This window comes from Microbacterium sp. NPDC078814, assembly GCF_040702645.1.
Classification (GTDB): Bacteria; Actinomycetota; Actinomycetes; order Actinomycetales; family Microbacteriaceae; genus Microbacterium.
Map to the genome: position 1 here is coordinate 142342 of NZ_JBFBLT010000006.1, position 20130 is coordinate 162471.

At 71.6% G+C, this 20130-nt stretch carries 15 protein-coding genes; 6 read left to right on the forward strand and 9 right to left on the reverse strand.

Annotated elements, in window-relative coordinates:
• Positions 1-80: 80 nt before the first annotated feature.
• Positions 81-2144 carry an acyl-CoA dehydrogenase gene (locus AB0300_RS13410; RefSeq protein ID WP_126894291.1) on the reverse strand — a complete coding sequence of 688 codons (2064 nt, stop codon included), beginning with the start codon at positions 2142-2144 and terminating at the stop codon, positions 81-83.
• 236 nt (positions 2145-2380) lie between these two features.
• Positions 2381-4408, reverse strand: coding sequence for a DNA helicase RecQ (gene recQ / locus AB0300_RS13415; protein ID WP_062635353.1), 2028 nt, complete (start codon positions 4406-4408; stop codon positions 2381-2383).
• Between the two features lie 105 nt (positions 4409-4513).
• Here recQ and AB0300_RS13420 point away from each other — a divergent pair, with 105 nt between their 5' ends.
• Together AB0300_RS13420 and AB0300_RS13425 are read left to right on the forward strand one after the other, a co-directional pair.
• Positions 4514-4882 carry a GNAT family N-acetyltransferase gene (locus AB0300_RS13420; RefSeq protein WP_366216166.1) on the forward strand — a complete coding sequence of 123 codons (369 nt, stop codon included), beginning with the start codon at positions 4514-4516 and terminating at the stop codon, positions 4880-4882.
• Positions 4879-5796 carry a pirin family protein gene (locus tag AB0300_RS13425; protein ID WP_366216167.1) on the forward strand — a complete coding sequence of 306 codons (918 nt, stop codon included), beginning with the start codon at positions 4879-4881 and terminating at the stop codon, positions 5794-5796. The genes AB0300_RS13420 and AB0300_RS13425 overlap by 4 nt, the downstream gene beginning before the upstream one ends.
• A 350-nt stretch (positions 5797-6146) precedes the next feature.
• On the opposite strand, the gene AB0300_RS13430 is transcribed toward AB0300_RS13425, so the two are convergent.
• The 7 genes from AB0300_RS13430 to AB0300_RS13460 form a co-directional block, all read right to left on the reverse strand.
• Positions 6147-7604: a cation acetate symporter gene (locus AB0300_RS13430; protein ID WP_085604875.1), complete on the reverse strand. Its 1458-nt coding sequence runs from the start codon at positions 7602-7604 to the stop codon at positions 6147-6149.
• The gene (locus tag AB0300_RS13435; RefSeq protein WP_025104664.1) at positions 7601-7975 is read right to left on the reverse strand and encodes a hypothetical protein; all 375 of its coding nucleotides are present in this window, start codon (positions 7973-7975) and stop codon (positions 7601-7603) included. Before AB0300_RS13435 ends, AB0300_RS13430 begins: the two co-directional genes overlap by 4 nt.
• A complete protein-coding gene (locus AB0300_RS13440) occupies positions 7972-8691 on the reverse strand; it encodes a LytTR family DNA-binding domain-containing protein (protein ID WP_025104665.1) in 720 nt (239 codons plus the stop codon). The genes AB0300_RS13435 and AB0300_RS13440 overlap by 4 nt, the downstream gene beginning before the upstream one ends.
• An 8-nt stretch (positions 8692-8699) precedes the next feature.
• Complete coding sequence (locus AB0300_RS13445) at positions 8700-9881, reverse strand: histidine kinase (RefSeq protein ID WP_366216168.1); 1182 nt, start codon at positions 9879-9881, stop codon at positions 8700-8702.
• Positions 9882-9910: 29 nt separating this feature from the next.
• Complete coding sequence (locus tag AB0300_RS13450; protein WP_366216169.1) at positions 9911-10156, reverse strand: YbdD/YjiX family protein; 246 nt, start codon at positions 10154-10156, stop codon at positions 9911-9913.
• Between the two features lies 1 nt (position 10157).
• On the reverse strand, positions 10158-12443 hold the full coding sequence (locus AB0300_RS13455) for a carbon starvation CstA family protein (RefSeq protein WP_025104668.1): 2286 nt from the start codon (positions 12441-12443) through the stop codon (positions 10158-10160).
• A 226-nt stretch (positions 12444-12669) separates the two neighbouring features.
• A complete protein-coding gene (locus tag AB0300_RS13460) occupies positions 12670-15759 on the reverse strand; it encodes a S8 family peptidase (protein ID WP_366216170.1) in 3090 nt (1029 codons plus the stop codon).
• A 271-nt stretch (positions 15760-16030) separates the two neighbouring features.
• Between AB0300_RS13460 and AB0300_RS13465 the strand changes: the two genes are divergently transcribed.
• The 4 genes from AB0300_RS13465 (at position 16031) to AB0300_RS13480 (ending at position 20026) form a co-directional block, all read left to right on the forward strand.
• Positions 16031-16576, forward strand: a complete 546-nt coding sequence (locus AB0300_RS13465) for an ECF transporter S component (RefSeq protein WP_338565353.1) — start codon at positions 16031-16033, stop codon at positions 16574-16576.
• 80 nt (positions 16577-16656) lie between these two features.
• Entirely contained in the window at positions 16657-18324 is a 1668-nt protein-coding gene (locus AB0300_RS13470; protein WP_366216171.1) for an energy-coupling factor transporter ATPase, read from the forward strand.
• On the forward strand, positions 18321-19139 hold the full coding sequence (locus AB0300_RS13475; RefSeq protein ID WP_366216172.1) for an energy-coupling factor transporter transmembrane component T: 819 nt from the start codon (positions 18321-18323) through the stop codon (positions 19137-19139). The genes AB0300_RS13470 and AB0300_RS13475 overlap by 4 nt, the downstream gene beginning before the upstream one ends.
• A gap of 11 nt (positions 19140-19150) precedes the next feature.
• On the forward strand, positions 19151-20026 hold the full coding sequence (locus tag AB0300_RS13480; RefSeq protein ID WP_060923067.1) for a siderophore-interacting protein: 876 nt from the start codon (positions 19151-19153) through the stop codon (positions 20024-20026).
• Positions 20027-20130 lie beyond the last annotated feature (104 nt).

The window sequence follows — 20130 nt, forward strand, 5'->3', positions numbered from 1 at the left end:
ACTCGCCGAGACTATCCGCCGGCGTCGATGAATCCGCTGTCCGGAGGGCCCGGGCCGTCTACACAGCCCGGGCCGACGGCTCAGCGCTTCTGCCGCTTGAGGGTCTTCTCCAGGACGGGAGCCTGACCGGTCGCCTCAAGGTCGGCGTAGTACGCGCGGGCCTCGTCCTGCCGCTGCTTCTCCGCACCGCTCGCGATGGGAGCCCGCACGTGCTCGGGCTCGTAGCCGAACGCGTCCACGAGGTCGAGCGCGTACGGACGCAGGCGCGCGCACAGCCGATCGATGTAGCTCGACACCGCCGCCGCCCGCTGCGTGGAGAGCCGCCCGTGGATGAGGTGCCAGGCGAGGTGCTTCTCGATGAGCTGCAGGCCGAAGAGGTCGCGGAGCCAGGTCATGACCTTCTTCGTCTCGGCGTCGTCCATCGCGTGGACGGCGTCGGTGAAGGCCTCCCACTGCAGCAGCTCGCCGTGCGCCCTGGCCGCCTCGATGAGCTCGGCCTGGTTCTCGTTGAACAGCCGCGCCCCGAGCACCTTGTCCTTGCCGGCGGCACGCAGCCGGGTCGCGATGTCGGCGACCATCTGCTGCACACGCCCCGCGAGGAGATCGTGCTGCTGCTCCTCGCGCAGTCCGCGCTCCACCGACCGGGCGACCTGACCGAAGTCGGTCACCGCCTGGCCGAGCTGGCGGAGGCCTGCCCCATGGAACAGCTTGCCGGCCGTCATGCCGACGGCGTAGCGCGCGAGGGCCGCGGCGTCCTTGCCCTGGAACTGCTTCGCGTAGTCGGTCAGCAGCCGCTTGCCCACGAGCTGCAGCAGGACGTTGTTGTCGCCCTCGAACGTGACGTAGATGTCGAGGTCGGCGCGGAGTCCGACGAGCCGGTTCTCGAACATGAAGCCGGCACCGCCGCACGCCTCGCGGGCCTCCTGCAGGGTGTCGAGCGCGTGCCAGGTCGACAGCGGCTTGAGCGCGGCCGCGAGCGTCTCCAGGTCTTCCCGGTCGTCCGGGGTGTCGGTGCGACCGGAGAAGACGCCGTCGAACTTCTGCAGGAACTCGTCGTGCGCGAAGATCTGCGCATACGTCGTGGCCAGGCGCGGGAGCAGACGGCGCTGGTGCTTGCCGTAGTCCATCAGCACGACCTCCTGCCCGTCCGCCCCGTCGAACTGGCGACGCTGCGTGGCGTAGGTGATCGCGATGTGCAGGCCGAGCGCGGAGGCCCAGGAGGCGGCGCCGTCGAGCGAGACGCGTCCCTGCACGAGGGTGCCGAGCATCGTGAAGAAGCGGCGGCCGGGGCTGTCGATCGCGCTGGAGTAGGTGCCGTCCGCAGCGACATCGCCGTAGCGGTTCAACAGGTTCGTGCGCGGGATACGCACCTGGTCGAAGGAGAGACGGCCGTTGTCGATGCCGTTCAGTCCGCCCTTGAGACCGTCGTCCTCGCGACCGATGCCCGGCAGATCCACGCCGTCCTCGCCGCGCAGGGGCACGTAGAAGCAGTGCACGCCGTGGTTGACGCCGTTCGTGATGAGCTGGGCGAAGACCGTCGCCGCGATGCCATGCAGCGCCGCGTTGCCGAGGTACTCCTTCACAGCTCCCCGGAACGGCGTGTGGATGACGAACTCCTCCGTCTCCGGGTCGTAGGTGGCGGTGGTGCCGACCGCGGCGACGTCGGAGCCGTGCCCGATCTCGGTCATCGCGAACGCGCCGGGGATCGACAGGTCCATGACACCGGGGAGCCACCTGTCGTGGTGCTCCTTCGTGCCGAGCTGCAGGATCGCGGAGCCGAAGAGCCCCCACTGCACACCCGACTTGATCTGCAGGCTCGGGTCGGCGGCCACGAGCTCCTCGAACCCGGCGATGTTGCCGCCGTTGTTCTCCTCGCCGCCGAAGCGCTTCGGGAACGCCCGGTGCACCGCCTTGTTGTCGACGAGGAGGTGGAGCTGGCTGAGCACGCGCTCGCGGTGGTCGTCCTTGCCGAGCTCGTCCTTCCGCCAGAACGCGGAGTCCTTGATCATCTCGCGGGCCTGGCGGCGCACGTCGCCCCAGGTGCCCATGAGGGCGTCGTTCAGGCGGGCGACATCGATCCGCGGGGCGGTCGCGCTCTCGCGCGGGTCAGGTGTCGTCGAAGGGCGGACGGCGGCGTCGACCATGAGCGTTCCTCTCGGAGAGACGAAAGTGGATGCCTCTCATGGTAGGTGTGCGACAAAACCGCACGAAGTCCCCTGTCCGCACCCTCCAACGACTGGCCGCCCCGTCTGCGCCCGTCCTTGTCGGCTCGCGACAGGTTCCCCGTTCGGAGCTCCGTCGACCCACCCCGTTCCGTGCGTCCCGGCCCGTTGCGTGCGTCCGCACAGGGGTGGCTCGCGCGGAAGGGGGTGGGTCGGGGTCAGGAGGCGGCGATGACGGCGAGGACGCCGTCGCCGTAGGCCTCGCGCTTCTTCGCACCGATGCCGGTGATGCCGTCGAGGTCGGCGTGCGAGGTCGGCCGATGCTCCGCCAGCGCACGGAGCGTGGCGTCGCCGAAGACGATGTACGCCGGGACGCCCTGTTCCCTGGCGGTCTCGGCGCGCCAGGCCCGCAGCGCCTCGAACAGCTCCCGGTCTCCGGCGTCGAGGGCGTCGGCGGCACTCGCCTTCCGGGCGCGGGACGGCGACGACGGGCGTCCGATCGTGTCTTTCCGAAGCGGTACCGCGGTCTCGCCGCGCAGCACCCCGGCCGCGGCCTCTCCGGGTGCGAGCGTGCCGTAGTCGCCCTGCGCGACGAGGATGCCCCGGGCGAGGAGCTGGCGCACCACGCTGCGCCAGTCCTGGTCGGAGAGGTCGGCGCCGATGCCGTAGGTCGCGAGGGCGTCGTGCCGCTGCTGGCGGATGCGCTCGGTCGAGGCCCCGCGGAGGATGTCGATGAGGTGGCCCGCACCGAAGGCCTGATTCCGCTCGCGCTTGAGACGCACGATCGTGGACAGCAGCTTCTGCGCGGGGACGAGCCCGTCGAAGGTCGCCGTGTCGTCGAGGCACGTGTCGCAGTTGCCGCACGGCTGCGAGTCCTGACCGAAGTACCCGAGGAGGTTCTGCCGGCGGCACTCCACCGTCTCGCACAGCGCGAGCATCGCGTCGAGGTGCTGCCCCATCCGCATCTTGAACGTGCGGTCGCCGGGACTCTGATCGATCAGACGGCGCTGCTGCACGACATCGCCGAGCCCGTACGCCATCCACGCCACGGACGGCTCGCCGTCGCGGCCGGCGCGGCCCGTCTCCTGGTAGTACCCCTCGACCGACTTCGGCAGATCGATGTGGGCGACGAAGCGCACGTCGGGCTTGTCGATGCCCATGCCGAACGCGATGGTCGCCACCATCACCACGCCGTCTTCACGGAGGAAGCGCGACTGGTTCGCCGCCCGCACCTCGGCGGGGAGACCGGCGTGGTACGGCAGCGCGTCGAGACCCTGCGCGGCGAGATAGGTCGCCGTCTGCTCGACGGACTTGCGGCTGAGCGCATAGACGATGCCCGCCGCCCCCTCCGGCTGCGACCGGATGAACTGCACGAGCTGCTTGCGGGGATCGACCTTCGGGACGATGCGGTACTGGATGTTGGGCCGATCGAAGCTCGCCACGAAGTGCTTCGCCGCGTCGAGGTGCAGGCGCTCGGTGAGCTCCTTGTGCGTGGCCCGCGTCGCGGTGGCGGTCAGGGCCATGCGCGGGACGCCGGGGAACCGCTCGCCCAGGTCGCCGAGCGCGAGGTAGTCGGGCCGGAAGTCGTGACCCCACTGCGACACGCAGTGGGCCTCGTCGATGGCGATGACACTGAGCGTGCCGCGCTGCAGGAGGGAGGTGGTCTGCGCGCTCGACAGCCGCTCCGGGGCGACGTAGATGAGATCGAGCTCTCCGGCGACATAGGCGCGCTCGACCTCGCGGCGCTCCTCGATCGACTGGGTGGAGTTGAGGTACGCGGCCTTCACACCGTTGGCGCGCAGCGCGTCGACCTGGTCGTGCATGAGCGCGATGAGCGGGCTGATGACGAGTCCGGTGCCTTCGCGCACGAGCGCGGGCACCTGGTACGTGATGCTCTTGCCGCCGCCGGTGGGCATCAGGACGACGGCGTCGCCACCGCCGATGACCTGCTCGACGATGGCCGCCTGGTCGCCGCGGAAGTCGTCGTAGCCGAAGACGGTGTGCAGTGCCTCACGGGCCGTCGCATACCGGCTGGGCGTGGCGCGGCGGACGGCCGGCGCGGTGGTCACCGCGGTCGTCGGACCCGGACCCCAGTCGAGGGGCGGCTCGAAGCCCGCGCCCTGCGGCTCCCAGTCCATCGGCTCCGGCGGCTCGGTCGGCTCCCACCCGTCGTCCCAGGGCTGGTCGGATGCCGCGTCCGGCTCGGGGATCCATCCGTCGTACGGATCGCGGGGAGTCTGCGGCATCCCTCCAGCGTAATCACCCCGACGGACAGCGGCGCGGCGACGTCCACAGGCCCGCACCCTCGATCCCGGGCGTAGGTTGGTTCCAGACGCCGGAAGGAGCATCCGATGACCGACATCACCGTGACCCGCAACGACGAGGCCTCCCGCTACGAGATCCGTTCCGATGACGTGCTGGCCGGGTTCGCCGAGTTCGACACCCGCCCCGGCGCGATCCGCTTCCTGCACACCGAGATCGACCCGGCCTTCCAGGGCCAGGGCCTGGCCGGGAAGCTCGCCGCGGCGGCACTGACCGACGTGGCGTCGACGGGCGACGCGATCGTGCCGCTCTGCCCGTACATCGCGAAGTACCTCCAGACGCACGAGGTGCCCGGCACCGAGATCCGCTGGCCGCAGCGCCCGGGCTCGACGGCGGACGCCCCGGTGCAGAAGAAGTCGGCCGGCGCGGACGAGGACCCCACGGGCAGGGCGGAATGATCGGGCAGCGCCGCCTCGTCCTCGAACCCCGGGCGGTGCCGCTCGGCGGTGTGCGCGGCATGGAGGTGCTGCGGGTGCTGCCGCATCGCAACCTCCCCACCATCGGCGCATGGTGCTTCCTCGACCGGTTCGGCCCGGCCGAGACCCGGATGCGCGTCGAGCCGCATCCGCACATCGGTCTGCAGACGGTGACCTGGCCGCTGGTCGGCGAGATCCGGCACCGCGATTCGCTGGGCAGCGATGCCGACCTCCGGCGCGGACAGCTCAACCTCATGACGGCGGGCAACGGCATCTCGCACTCGGAGTACTCCATCGGCGACGAGCCCGTTCCGCTCGATGCGCTGCAGTTCTGGGTCGTGCTCCCGGAGTCCGCGCGCCACGGGGACGGCGGCTTCGAGCGGCACACCGACCTGCCGACGACGACCCTTCCGGCCGCGACCGGATCGGACGCCCCGGCCACGGTCGTGCTCGGCGAGTTCGCGGGCGTGCGCTCGCCGGCGACCGTGCACACGCCGATCGTCGGGGCGGAGACCGTCGTGCCGGCCGGGACCACGGTCCGCCTGCCGCTGCGGCCGGAGTGGGAGCACGCGCTGCTCCTCGTCGAGGGCGACGCCGCCGTCCCCGAGCACGCGATGACCCGCAACGACATGCTCTACCTCGGCGATTCCCGCGACGGCGTCGAGGTGACCAGCAGTGAGGGCGGCTTGCTGTTCCTCCTCGGGGGTGAGCCGTTCGAGGACGAGATCGTCATGTGGTGGAACTTCGCCGGGCGCTCCCATGACGAGATCGCCGCCGCCCGAGAGGACTGGGAGGCCGCATCCCCCCGGTTCGGCGTCGTCGAGGGGCACGACCAGCGCATCCCCGCGCCGCCGCTCCCCCCGGTGCGCCTGATGCCGCGCAGCCGCACCCTCTGACCCTCCCGCTGATTCAGGCACTCGCCACCCTCCCTGCCTGTTCTCACGCGACTGCCTGCCCTCGCGCGCGACCTCGCTGACGCGCCAGTTCAGGCACCCACGCCAGTTCAGGCCCTCCCGCCAGTTCAGGCACCCACGACAGTTCAGGCACGCACGCCAGTTCAGGCACTCCTGGTGCTCCCTGCCTGTGCTCGCGCCAGTGCCTGCCGTCCCGCTGGAGCCCCCTGGCCCGGCCACACCCTCCCCGCTCTTCAGGCACTCGCGCCGGCTCAGGCTCGAGTGGCTTTCATCTGCCTGAACCCGCGCGAACGCCTGTTCCAGGAGACAGAGTCCGGGAAGCAGAAGCAGGCTCAGGCGCGGTCGGGGGTGTGCACGCGGGCGAGGAAGCGGTCCGTGCGGGGCGAGGGCCCACGAGGGTCGAGCAACGACACGGCGACGGTGACTCCGGTCGCCAGCGGGATCGTCCAGGCGGCGGGCTGCGCGAGGTACGGTGCCGCGACGCCGACCCCATCCACCGCGGCGTGCACGAGCAGGGCGAGCCCGGTCGCGACGCCACCGCACACCATGCCCGCGACCGCCCCGCGCGCGGTGAGGCCCCGCCACCACACGCCCAGCAGCACCACGGGCGAGAGCGTCGACGCCGCCACGACGAACACCACCCCCACGCTCGACACGAGCCCCGCGGGAACCGTGAGCAGCGCGACCCCCAGCGGCACGAGCGCGCACAGCACCGCGGACAGCCGAAAGGAGCGCACGGAGCCGGAGAAGACGTCCTGGCTGATGACCCCCGCGAGCGAGACCACGAGCCCGGCCGACGTCGCCAGGAATGCGGCGAAGGCCCCGGCGACGATGAGCGCCGTCAGCAGCTCACCCGCGGGCCCGGGGAACACCCGCGACGGGAGCTGCAGCACCACGGTGTCGGCGATCCCCGGCTGCGCGAGGTCGGGGGCGGCGATCCGCGCCAGGAGCCCCATCGCGCTCGACACGGCGTAGAACGCGCTCACCATGGCGATGACGATCACCGTGGTCCGCCGCGCGGAGGCTCCGGTCGGGCTCGTGTAGAACCGCACCAGGACGTGCGGCAGGCCCATCGTGCCGAGGAGCAGCGCGAGCAGCAGCGACGCGGTCTCGTAGGCGTCGAAACCGGACGGCCCGGCCTCGGCGGGGAAGACGAGCGCGGGATCGAAGTCGTGCGGCCCTCCACTCAGGGCGAACGCGATGCACACCACCGGCACGAGGAGCGCCGTGAGCTTGAGCCAGTACTGGAACGCCTGCACGAAGGTGATCGCGCGCATGCCGCCCGCGGCGACCGCCGCCGCCACGAGCACCGCGATCGTCACGGCCCCGACCCACTCCGGCAGCCCGGCGACCACGACGAGAGTGATGCCCGCGCCGTGCAGCTGCGGCACGATGTAGAGCCAGCCGATGATGAGGACCGCGAGGCTGGTGACACGGCGCGCGGCGGTCGAGTCGAGCCGGGCCTCGACGAAGTCGGGGATCGTGTACGCCCCGCTCCGGCGCAGGGGCGCGGCCACGAACACGAGCACGAGCAGGTACCCCGCGGCGTACCCGATGGGGAACCAGAAGCCGCGGGCGCCGTCCAGCAGCACGAGCCCGGAGAGGCCGAGGAAGGTGCCCGCGGAGAGGTACTCGCCGCTGATGGCCGAGGCGTTCCAGACCGGACGCACCGTCCGCGACGCCACGAAGAAGTCGCTCGTCGTGCGCGACACCCGCAGCCCGTACACGCCGATGAGGAGGGTGGCGATCACGACCAGGGCGACCCCGACGAGGTCGAGAACGGCGTTCACTCGCGGTCCCGCAGGGCGCGGTACCGCCGCTCGTTGCGGACCGCCGTGCGCACGTACAGCACCGCGAACACGAGGATCACCGGGTAGAACGCGAAGGCCTGGAGCAGCCACGACAGCGGCAGCCCGCCGAGGACGACGGCGTCCACCTCGGGGATGAGCGCGATCCCGAGCGCCAGGGCGACGACGACCACCACGAAGCCGGCGACGGTGCCGAGGGCGAGCCGGAGCTGGCTGCGCATCAGGGCACGGGCGTAGACGGCGTCGGCCTCCGCGACCGGGGCGCCGGGCAGCGCGATCCCCCGCGTGGCGGCGGCGGAGCGGCGGGGCGGGGTGTCCGCCGTGACCCGCACCCGCTTCGGCGCCTCGGTCATCCGGTTCCCTCCCCCCGCACGAGCGCCTCCCGCACCGTCGCGACGAGCCTTCTGCTCACCGGCAGCACGGCCGTGCCGACGACGACGCCGGGTTCCCCACCCGACAGCCGCGCCTCGGTCACCGCGGCGATCCGGACGAGCGTGGAACGGTGGATGCGGAGGAATCCCGCCGGCGCCCACCGGGCCTCGAGCTCGGAGAGCGGGATGCGCACGAGGTGGCCGGGCCCGTCGTCCTCCGTGTGCAGCCGCGCGTAGTCGCCCTGCGCCTGTACCCAGCGCACGTCGCTGCGCCGGACGAACCGCACGGACGCGCCCACGGTCACCGGCAGCACCTCGTCCTCGCCGCGCGGTGCGGCCTCCTGCTCGATCACCCGGTCCACGGCGCTGCGCAGGCGTTCCCGCCGGACCGGCTTGAGGAGGTAGTCCGCCGCGCGCAGCTCGAACGCCTCGACCGCACGGGCCTCGTCGGCGGTGACGAAAACGACCGCGGGCGGCTCCGCGAGACCGAGGAGCGCGCGGGCGAGCTCGGTGCCGAGCAGGCCCGGCATGTGGATGTCGAGGAACGCGATCCGCACCGCACGCGCGGAGAGCTGACGCAGCGCGTCGGCGCCGTTTGCCGCGGTGAGGATCTCGCCGATGCGCGGGTCGGCACGCAGCAGGTGCACGAGCTCATCGAGGGCCGGCTGCTCGTCGTCGGCGACGAGGACGTCGATCATGCCGCTCCTCAGTCGTCGTCCGGGTCGTGGAGGGGCTGCGATTTCGGGACTCGCATGCGCACCAGGGTACCCGCGCCGGCGTTGGTCTCGACGACCAGACCGCCCCCGCTGCCGTAGACCTGGCGGAGGCGGGTGTCGACGTTCCGCAGGCCCACGTGACCACCCTCCTCGCGCGCCGTGAGCAGCGCGCGCAGGCCGTCCGGGTCCATGCCCACGCCGTCGTCCTCGACGAGGATCTCGGTGTGCGTGCCGTCGTCGCGGGAGGTGATGCGGATCTCGCCCCCGCCCTCCCCCGGCTCCAGGCCATGCCGCACGGCGTTCTCCACGAGCGGCTGCACCGAGAGGAAGGGGATGACCGTCGCGAGCGTCTCCGGCGCGATCTGCAGCGTCACCCGCAGGCGATCGCCGAACCGCGCGCGCTCCAGTTCGAGGTAGGAGTGGATGCTGCCCAGCTCCTCCGCGAGCGTGGTGAACTCCCCGTGCCGGCGGAAGGAGTAGCGGGTGAAGTCGGCGAACTCGAGCACGAGGTCACGGGCCCGGTCGGGGTCGGTCGTGATGAACGAGGCGATCGCGGTGAGGGCGTTGTAGATGAAGTGCGGGGAGATCTGGGCACGCAGAGCCCGGAGCTCCGCCTCGGCGAGCTGGGTGCGGGAGGCCTCGAGTCCGCCGAGCTCGACCTGCGCCGCGCACCAGTCGGCGACCTCCTCCGCCGCCCGCACGAGCGCGGCCCGCACCGGGGACGCGAAGGCGACGACCACCCCGACCGGCACCCCGTCGACGAGGATGGGCGCGCCGACCGCCTCCAGGTCGTCCGTCCGCGAGGGCGCGGGGAACACCTGCCGCCGCCCGGACGCGCGCACCTGGGCGGCGATGCGCAGGGCGGCGGATTCGAGCCCGTCCGCGGCGCCGTCGAGGGTGACCGTGTCGTCCTCGCCGACGATGGCCACCGCGGCACTGCCCAGCAGGGCCCGCAGGTGCCGGGCGGCCTTGACGGCTTCCGGCCCGGTCAGTCCGCCGCGCAGGTGCGGAGCGGCGAGGCTCGCCTGGTGCAGCGCCCGCAGTGCCCCCTGCTCCGCCTCGCTGCCGAGGTCGGCCGAGCCGCGCGCGAACCGCCGGGCGAGCAGCAGCAGCGCCGTGAGGGCGATGCCGCCGAGCGCGCCGAGGATCGCGGCGAGGACGACGTCGTTCATGCGCTCAGCCTAGGGACGCGCAGGCAGGGTCAGCAGCAGCGGGCACCGGGATTGCGGTCCTGGTCGTCCATCCGCTGACGCCAGAACTGCCGCTCCGTCAGCGGCTCCTCGTCCGGATGATGCCGACGGTGATGGGCGACGTACGTGGCGTACGCGGTGTCGCCCATCAGCGTCGTCATGTACCAGCGGATGCCGCGGCCCGCCCGGCCGAGGGCGCTCCACAGCGCCCGCAGCGGGGAGGTCGCGGCATCCGTCCGATCCACCGTGGAGGTCATCTCAGTGCCGTGCCGCCGCGCGCTCTTCGGCGAGGATCGGCTCCCACTGCTTCTCCAGCTCGCGCTCCTCCGCGTCGGGGAGGAACCCGGCCGGGGCGAAGCGGCGGGACGGCACGGGCGGGTCCTCGGTGTTCTCGCCGCCGCCGTTGCGGATCGCCTTCACGGTCGCGATGACGGCCATGACGATGACGATGATCGCGAGCACCACGAAGATGATCGACAGCGTGCCCTGCACCGCGGTGTTGCGGATGACGGCCTGCAGCACCTCCGGCGCGCCGAGCGTGGTGTCACCGGAGTTCAGCGCCTCCAGGTAGCGGAAGTGGTTCGCCCAGTATCCGATCGCCGGCACCGGCGAGAAGATCTTGTAGAGCGAGGCCGTGATGGTGACGACCGCGGTGAAGGCGAGCGGCAGCGCGATGATCCACAGCCACCGGAAGTAGCTGCGACCGCGCTTGGCGACGATGGCCAGCACCACGGCGAGCGCGATCGCCGCGAGGAGCTGGTTCGCGATGCCGAACAGCGGGAAGAACGTGTTGATGCCGCCGAGCGGGTCGGTGACGCCGAGGATGAGGATCGCTCCCCAGCCGGCCACCATGATCGCGGTGCAGATCCACACCCCGGGACGCCAGGAGACGTCGCGGAACTTCGGGAACCAGGCGCCGATCGAGTCCTGCAGCATGAAGCGGGCGACCCGGGTTCCGGCGTCCACCGCCGTGAGGATGAACAGGGCCTCGAACATGATCGCGAAGTGGTACCAGAACGCCATGAGCGCCTGTCCGCCGAGGGCCTGCTGCATGATGTGCGCGAGGCCGAGCGCGAGCGTGGGAGCCCCACCCGTGCGCGAGACGATCGACTCCTCGCCGACCGCCGCCGCCGTGCCGGTGAGCATGTCGGGCGTGAGGTTCACCCCGGTCAGCCCGAGCGAGTTCACGAAGGCGACCGCTCCCTCCACGGTGCCCCCGGTCGCGGCGGCCGGGGCGTTCATGGCGAAGTAGATGCCCTGGTCGATCGAGATCGCGGCGACGAGGGCCATGATCGCGACGAACGACTCCATGAGCATGCCGCCGTAGCCGATGAACCGGGTCTGCCGCTCCTTCTCGACGAGCTTCGGGGTCGTGCCCGACGCGATCAGCGCGTGGAATCCGGACAACGCGCCGCACGCGATCGTCACGAAGAGGAAGGGGAAGAGCGGACCGGCGAACACCGGGCCCATGCCGTTCTCGCCGAAGATGCTGACCGCGGGGACCGAGATCTCCGGACGCACGAGGACGATCGCGCCGGCGAGCATCACGATGACGCCGATCTTCATGAACGTGGAGAGGTAGTCGCGGGGCGCGAGCAGCAGCCAGACCGGCAGCACCGCGGCGATGAAGCCGTAGATGATGATGCCCCACGCGATCGTGGTGCGGTCGAGGTGGAAGATCGCCTGGCCCCACTCGGTGCCGGCGACCCAGCCGCCGCCGATGATGGCGGCCATGAGCAGCACGAAGCCGATGATCGAGACCTCGGTCACCTTGCCCGGGCGCAGATAGCGCAGGTACACGCCCATGAAGAGGGCGATCGGGATGGTCATCGCGACGGAGAAGACGCCCCACGGGCTCTCGCCGAGGGCGTTCACGACGACGAGCGCGAGGATCGCGACGATGATGAGCATGATGAGCAGCGAGGCGATGATCGCCGCAGTGCCGCCGATCTTGCCGAGCTCCTGCCGCGCCATCTGGCCGATGGTCCGGCCGCCGCGCCGCATCGAGAAGAAGAGCACCGTGTAGTCCTGCACGGCTCCCGCGAGCACGACGCCCACGATGATCCAGATGGTGCCGGGGAGGTACCCCATCTGCGCCGCGAGCACGGGGCCGACCAGGGGTCCGGCGCCGGCGATGGCGGCGAAGTGGTGACCGTAGAGCACCCGGCGGTCGGTGGGGACGTAGTCCTTGCCGTCCTGCTTCACCTCGGCGGGCGTGGCCCGGCGGTCGTCGGGGCGGGTGATGTACCGCTCGATGACCTTGGAGTAGAAGCGATAGCCGATCAGGTAGGTGCACACGGCGGCGAACACGAACCAGATCGCGTTCACGGTCTCGCCGCGCACGATGGCGAGCATCACCCAGGCGACGCCGCCGAGGAGGGCGATGGCCGTCCACAGCAGGATCTTCGGCAGGGTCCAGCGGCGGCTCTTCGCCTCGTGCTCCGCGGAGAGGGCGACGGGTGGGAGGTTCGGGTCGGTCTCGATGACGGGGTCGTCGTCGACGAGCCCGGCGCCGTCGCGGCGGCGCGACGAAGGTGCGGTCATGGGGTTCTCCTCTGGGGGCGCATCATTGCGTCTCCCCACGGTAGGGAGGGCGCCCCGCCGTCATGCCCGGATCCGAGGACGCTGCGACGAGCGGCGGGGGTCGTGCGACGAACGGAGGGCCGGACGATCTGCGCCCCGGCACGTCTGCACGACCCGGAGACGACGGCACGGCCGCACGAGGGATTCCCTCGTGCGGCCGTGACCGGGTCGTGCGACCGTTCCCGGATCACCCGGGGGCGTCGGTCTCCGGAGGCGCGGTCGGCTCCGGAGTCGGCCCCGGCGTCGGGGTCGGATCCGGGGTCGGCGTCGGCTCGGGAGTCGGCGACGGCTTCGGCGCGGGAGTCGGCGTCGGCGCGGCATCCGCGGGCGTCGTGACCGTCACCACGGTGCGCACGGCCGAGTCGCCGTACTGGACGAGTCCGAGGTAGCGGGTCCCGGCGGTCAGACCGGTCCAGCTCAGCTCGTAGCTCGTCTTCTCCCCGCGGACCGCGGCGATCGGGTTCGGCGTCGCGGTGAACGAGCCCTCCCCGTCCGGCAGCACGGAGGCGTGGGTCATGTCCCACGTCATCGGCCCGGTGGTCGCGTACACGTTCGCCACGACGAGGTAGGTGCCCGCGGTCGGTGCGGGGATCGTCACCTGCTCGTCGGCCGAGCCCGTCGCCGACTGCCAGCGCTCGTAGTAGCGCAGGTCGTCGGGGCTCACGACCCGGTAGACGGTGAGGTCGAGATCGCTGCCCTCGTCGTCGGACGAGTCGAGGTCGAAGCGCGAGAGCGTGGCACCCTCCGGCACGTCGACGATCCAGGACACGTCCTTGTTCGCGTCGCCCGAGTTCTCGTTGCCCGAGTGCCCCTCGACCGGGTTGTCCGGGTCGCTGAGGAGCTGGAACGGCGTGAGACCCGAGACGCCCAGCGCCAGATCGCCGTCGAGGCCGGGGGTGATGTCGACGGTCGTGCTGCCGTCGACGCCGCTGCCGGTGATCTCGGCCGGGGCATCCGCCGTGACCGGGAAGACCGCGATCGGCGAGCGCACCGTGTTCTTCTTGCTCGTCCAGGTGAGCGAACCCGTGGCCCACTGCTCGACCGGCGCGGTGGTGCTGTCGAACGTGACCGTGAAGGTCTTCGTCTGCCCCGGCTTGTCGAAGGAGAGCTGGGACGGCGTGACGGTGACGTTCACGCCGGGCACGGAGGCCTTCGCCGTGAACACGCCCTTCTCGGTCGAGGTGACCGAGCGGGTGACGGTCTGCGCGCTGGCCAGGGACCCGATCGAGATCGATGCCTGGTTCAGATCGCTGCCGTCGATGGGGTCGATGCCGGGGAAGTCCGACAGCCCCTTCCCGTCGAGGAACGCCGCCCAGTCTTTGAAGCCGTTCAGGTAGAGCAGACCGGGGTTCAGGAACCGCGTCGCATCGACCTGTCCGGCACCCTGCTCGAACGGGTTCGTGTTCTTCGAGCCGTCGGGCAGCACGGTGTCGGAGGCGGTCGTCATCAGGGCCGAACGGATCTCGCCCGGGGTCGCCCGCGGGTGCTCGCCGAGGTAGAGCGCACCGAGGCCCGCGATGTGCGGGGAGGCCATCGACGTCCCGGAGAGGATGCCGAAGGTCGGGTCCTCACCCGGGGCGTTGTGCGTGGCGGCGAGGATCGCCACTCCCGGAGCGGCGATGTCCGGCTTGAGGACGTCGGTGCCGTCGGCGAGGACCGGTCCGCGGCTCGAGAAGCCCGCGATCTGCGGGGTCGGCGTGGTCACACCGGTGGTGTTCTCACCGACGAGGGTGATCGGCCGATCGACGCCGCCCTGCACGTAGGCGAGCACGGCCGCACGGTGCGCGGCGTTCAGGTGCACGGTCGGCACGGCGTGGAAGTCGTTGTCGAGGGAATCCGCACCGCCGGGCACGTTCACCAGGACCATGCCGATGCCCCCGGCGTCCTTCACGACCTGGGACTTCTCCGCGCGGGCGTTGCCGCCGCGGTCGCAGACGACGATGTGTCCCGAGACCTTCGCCGGGTCGAGGGTGCCCGGCAGGCACAGCTGCGCATCCACTGCACCGGGCGCCGCGGCATCCACGGCGGCGATGGAGGGTCCCGAGACGCTGTCGCCGAACGGGACGGTCACCGAGGCCCCGGCCTGCTCGAAGCCGTCGAACTGCACGGTGCCCTCCCACGTCGGGATGGTGGAGGCGGCGACCGTCGTGTACCACGGCGAGGCGTGGTCGGCGGTGACCGGATCGGGGCCGTCGTTGCCGGCGCTGGTCGCGACGAAGACACCGGCGGCTGCGGCGTTGAGGAACGCGAGGTCTTCGGGAGCCATCACGGTGCTCGCGGCCCCGCCGCCGATCGAGTAGTTGATCACGTCGACACCGTCCGCCACGGCCTGATCGATCGCGGCCACGAGGTCGCTCAGGGCGCAGATGTCATCCGTCGTCACGGTCGTGTCCGGGCCGACGTAGCAGGCCTTGTAGGCCGCGACCTTCGCCCCGGGCGCGACACCGGAGACCGTTCCGAAGTCGACACCCTCGACCTCGGCGTCCACTCCGAAGTTGCCCGCGGCGGTGCTCGCCGTGTGCGAGCCGTGACCGTCGCCGTCGCGCGGGGAGAGGTAGTCGTACTGGAAGTCGAACCCGGCCGCCTGGGCTCCCGCGAAGAAGTACTGCCCGCCGATGAGCTTCGTCGAGTAGTCGCGCTCGTCCCAGTCCTGACCATCGACCATCGCGCCGCGGAACTGTCCGCCGTCGGACTTGTCGAAGTAGACGTAGGTGCCGTCGGTGTACGGGTCCGTGCCCTTGTGCCGACTGTTCTGCTTCTTCTGCTGCTTGAGCTTCTTGCCCTCGAACGAGGGGTGCTCGGGCGCGATGCCGGTGTCGATCACGCCGACCACGACGCCCTCGCCCGCCTTCTTCACGCCTCCGGTCTGCTGCCACACCCCACCGCGGCCCTTGCGGTCGTCGCCGAGGCCGAGGTAGTCGGTCGAGGTCTGCGCGTCGGGGTGACGGATCTCGTCCGGATACACCCCGAGGACGTCCTTCGAGGCGCGGAGCTGGTCCACCTGCTCACCCGAGAGGTCGGCGCTGAAACCGTTGAGCACCACCTGGTAGGTCGTGTCCGGGGTGACGCCGACGTCGTTGATGAGGCTGCTCTGCTCGGACTCGAGGTGCTTGACGTAGCGCTGCGCGTCCTGCGACTGCGTCTCGAGCTGCTCGCCCTCGTCGGGCTTCGTCGCCTTGAGGCCCTTGACGTCGCCTTCGTAGCTGGCGAGGGGATCGGCCTTCATGATCACGATGTAGTGCCCGGGGGTCCCCGCGACCGGAACGGGGTGCGTCACCTCCCCAGTCGCTGCGTGGCCTGCGGTTGCCGTCGATGCGATGAACAGCGTCGCCAGGGTGGTGGCTGCTGCGATCCGAAGGGGTGTTCGACCCATATCTCGCTCCTGATGATCCGATGATCCCGATGCCGCGTCGTCGCCGCACCGCGGCTCACGATAGCCCCGCCGTTCGGCGCCGGATCGAGAACTGAACGATGGTCGCACCCGATCGTGCCGATCGGTCAGGATGGACGGCGGCCGACTCTCCGAATGTCGCCAGTAGGCTGGAGACGTGGCCCGAAACTCCGTCCTGTCGACCAGAGTGCTGCTGATCTGCGCGGCGATCGGTGTCGCCACGGGCATCCTCGGCGGCATCGCCGGATGGGTCACTCCCCTCCTCCTGGCCAGCCCGCTGCTGTTCCTCTACGGCCTCGTGCTGGGCTCGCACGTGCTGCCGGGCATCATCGCGCAGGAGGTGCTGCGGCTGCCGTTCGTGGCGCTCATCACGCACGTGTTCGCCGCCCTCATCGCGAGCGCCTTCAACCCGGCGTGGTCGCTGCGGTTCATCGGCACCGCGCTGCTCTTCGGCCTCATCCAGGAGGGTGTCGCCGCCCTCACCCGCTATCGCTCCTGGGGCGCCTGGCGGTTCTTCGTCTCGGCGGTCGTGATCGGCGGCGTCGTGGCGGTCGCGGTGTTCTTCGCGGCGAACCTCGCGGTCATGCCGCTGTGGGCCCAGCTGCTGTACCTGGCGATCTCCGTGCTCGGTCCTGTGGCCTGGACGGCGATCGGCCTCGCCATCGGTTCGGCGCTGCGCACCGCCGGGGTCGCGCGCCGCTGATCGCGCACGGGCCCCGCTGGCAGCACAGGTAAGGCTCAGCTAAGTTAGAGGCACACCCTCCGTCGAGCCAGGGACGTGCCGTGCGCCCATCCGCACCCCTCCTCCGCGTGCGCGAGCTGACCCTCACCCACGCGGATGCCGCGCACCCGTCGCCCCGTGACGTGACCTTCGACATCGATCCCGGCGAGGTCGTGCTGCTGCTCGGCCCGTCCGGTTCCGGGAAGTCGACGCTCACGCTCGCCCTCAACGGCCTCATCCCGCACGCGCTCCCCGCGACGATGACCGGCACCGTCGAGGCCGGCGGCATCGGCACCACCACCGCGCACACCGCGACGCTCAGCACGCACGTCGCCATGGTCTTCCAGGATCCGGACGCGCAGATCGTCACAGGGACGGTGTACGACGAGGTGGCCTTCGGCCCGGAGAACCTCCTCCTCCCGGTGGAGACCGTGCGCGCCCGCGTGGAGGAGGCGCTGCGGCGCGTCGGCCTGTGGGAGCGCCGCGACGACAACCCCGACCACCTGTCCGGCGGCGGGCGGCAGCGTCTCGCCATCGCCTGCGCCCTCGCGATGGGCTCGCCTCTCATCGTGCTGGACGAGCCGACCGCGAACCTCGACCCCCAGGGGATCGACGACGTGTACGCGGCGCTGACCGAGGTCGTGGCCGCCGGAGATCGCGCCATCCTCCTCGTCGAGCACAACCTCGACGCCGCGATGCGTTTCGTCACGCGCACCATCGTGCTCGACCGCGAGGGCCGGGTGGTCTTCGACGGTCCGGCGGCCGAGACCATCCGCGCGCATGCCGACGAGCTCGTGGCGATGGGGGTCTGGCTGCCCGCCGCGACGCTCGCCGCGCTCCGCCTCCGCGACCGGGGGATCGTCCTCGACCCGCTGCCGCTGACGCCCGAGGCGCTGGCCGCCGCACTGCCTCCCGGCCCCGGCGCCGCGTCCTCGGTGCCGGTCGGCGACCCTCGCCCCGCCGACCGGGAGCCCATCATCCGGGCCCGCGGCCTCACGGTCACACGGCGCCGCACCGAGATCCTGCACGGGGTCGACCTCGACATCGCCGCCGGGAGCCTCACCGCGATCGTCGGGGCGAACGGGGCGGGCAAGACGACGCTGATCCAGGCTCTCGCCGGGGTCGTGCCGCCGCCGAGAGGTCGGGTCTCCGTCGACGGCATCGACCCAGGGACGGCCTCCCCTCGGGAGCTCGCGGCCCGCATCGGCTTCGTGTTCCAGAACCCGGAGCACCAGTTCATCGCCGCCACCGTGTTCGACGAGCTCGCCCACGGGCTCCGGCTGCGCCAGGTGCCGGACGACGAGGTCCGCACGCGGGTGGCGGAGATGCTGGAGCGGTTCGGGCTGACGCACAAGGCCGGCGTGCATCCGTTCCTCCTCTCCGGCGGCGAGAAGCGACGGCTCTCCGTGGGCACCGCCCTCATCACCCGTCCGCCCGTCCTCGCCCTCGACGAGCCCACGTTCGGGCAGGACCGGGCCAGAGCCGCCGAGCTCCTGCACCTGCTGGAGAGCCTGCGGGCGGACGGCACGACCGTGGTCATCGTCACGCACGACCTGCAGCTCGTCGCCGAGCACGCCACCGACACGGTCGTCCTCGCCGACGGGCGGGTGCGGGCCGCCGGTCCGACGGCGGCACTGTTCGCCGATCCCGCGATCCTCCCCTCCGCCGGCCTGCGCGTCCCCGCGTTGCAGCGGGTGCTCACCGCGGCCGGGTGGGAGGTGTCGCCATGACGATGACCACGCTCGATCCGTACGCGCCGCTCACAGCCACGTCGCGGCGGCAGTTCCTCTACGGCCTCAACCCGCTGGCGAAGGTCGCCGGGTTCGCCCCCGCCATGCTGCTCCTCGTCTTCGTGCGGGACCTGGCCACCCCCGCCGCCTTCCTCGTGCTCGCCTACGCCCTCATCCTCATCGGAGCGCGGGTGACGGGGCGCCTCCTCGCGCTGCTCCTGCTCGGTCTTCCCGCGGGCATGCTCGCGATCGGCGTCGGCTTCTCACTGTGGGTCGACGCGGCCCTGGTCGCCGACACCGCCCCCGTCGTGACGATCGGCGACTGGACCCTTTACGGCGGTGCCCTCCTCATCGGGTTCGCTACGGCGCTCCGGCTCGGATCGATCGTCGCGCTCGCGCTCATCGGCGGCCTCACCACCAGCGGCTCCGATCTCGTGCGTGCGAGCGTGCAGCAGCTGCGCGTGCCGTACCGCATCGGGTACACGGCCCTGGCCGCCTTTCGCTTCGTGCCCCGGTTCGGGCACGAGCTCGCCGTCATCCGTGCCGCGCACCGGGTGCGCGGTTACCACGGCGGCCGCGGCCCCTTCGCACGGATCGCCCGCGGCTGGGGGTACATCGTCCCGCTGCTCGCGGGTGCCATCCGGCATGCGGAGCGCGTCGCCCTCGCGATGGACTCCCGGGCGTTCGGTGCGCATCCGACGCGGACCGAGCGGCACCTCGTGCCGTTCCGCACGAGGGACACCGTCTTCACCGTGGCGATGCTCGCCGTGTCGGCCGCGATCTTCGTCGTCTTCTTCCCCTGGCAGCTCCCCTGAAAGGCGCCCGCATGGCATTCAGCAAGATGGTCAAGCCGGAGACGGCCGAGCTCCTGCACCTCACCGTGCTCCGCACCGAACGGCTCGCGCCGCACTGGGTGCGGGTGACCCTGGGCGGCGGCGAGATCGACCGCTTCCGTCCGATGGGCTACGACCAGTGGTTCCGGCTGTTCCTGCCGATCGGCGGGGAGGCCGGACTGGAGCGCGTGCCCGCCAAGGCGAACCGGATGTTCGGGTATCTGAAGTTCCTCCGCATCCCCGACGGCGAGCGCCCCGTGATGCGCAACTACACCGTGCGCGCGTACCGCCCGGCCACGCCCGAGACCGGCGCCGAGCTCGACGTCGACTTCGTGCTGCACGGCTCGGCGGCCGACGGCACCGCCGGTCCGGCCTCCCGATGGGCGGAGACCTGCGCCCCCGGCGAGCACGTCCTCATCATCGACGAGGGCCTGACATTCAACCCCGAACGGGGCACCGACCGGGTGGTGCTCGTGGGCGACGAGACCGCCCTCCCCGCGATCGCGTCGATCAGCGCCTCCCTGCCGGCCGACGCCGCGGGCACGGCGATCATCGAGGTCCCGTCCGCGGAGGACGCCCTGGAGTTCGCGCATCCGTCGGGGCTCGACGTGGTGTGGATCGTGCGGCCGCACGAGATCCCGCCCGGGGTTCTCGCCCTGGATGCCCTCGCCCGCACCGCTCTGCCCGATGCTCCGTTCCACGCGTACGCGGCCGGCGAGCAGGCCCTGGCCTCCGGCGTCCGCAAGCAGCTCGTCGGCGAGCGCGGCGTCGACAAGAACGCCGTCAGCTTCTGTGGCTACTGGAAGATCGGCGCCGCCTCCCCCGCCTCGAAGGCCGCCCGCGAGGCCGCCGCCGAGCCCCTCGCCTGAGGCCGGGCACAGCTTCGGAGTCACAGCACGGCACGCCGAGGCGGAAGACGCCGCCCCGGCGTGTCGTCGGGAACCTCCGAAGTTGTGCCCGGAGAGCGGTGCGC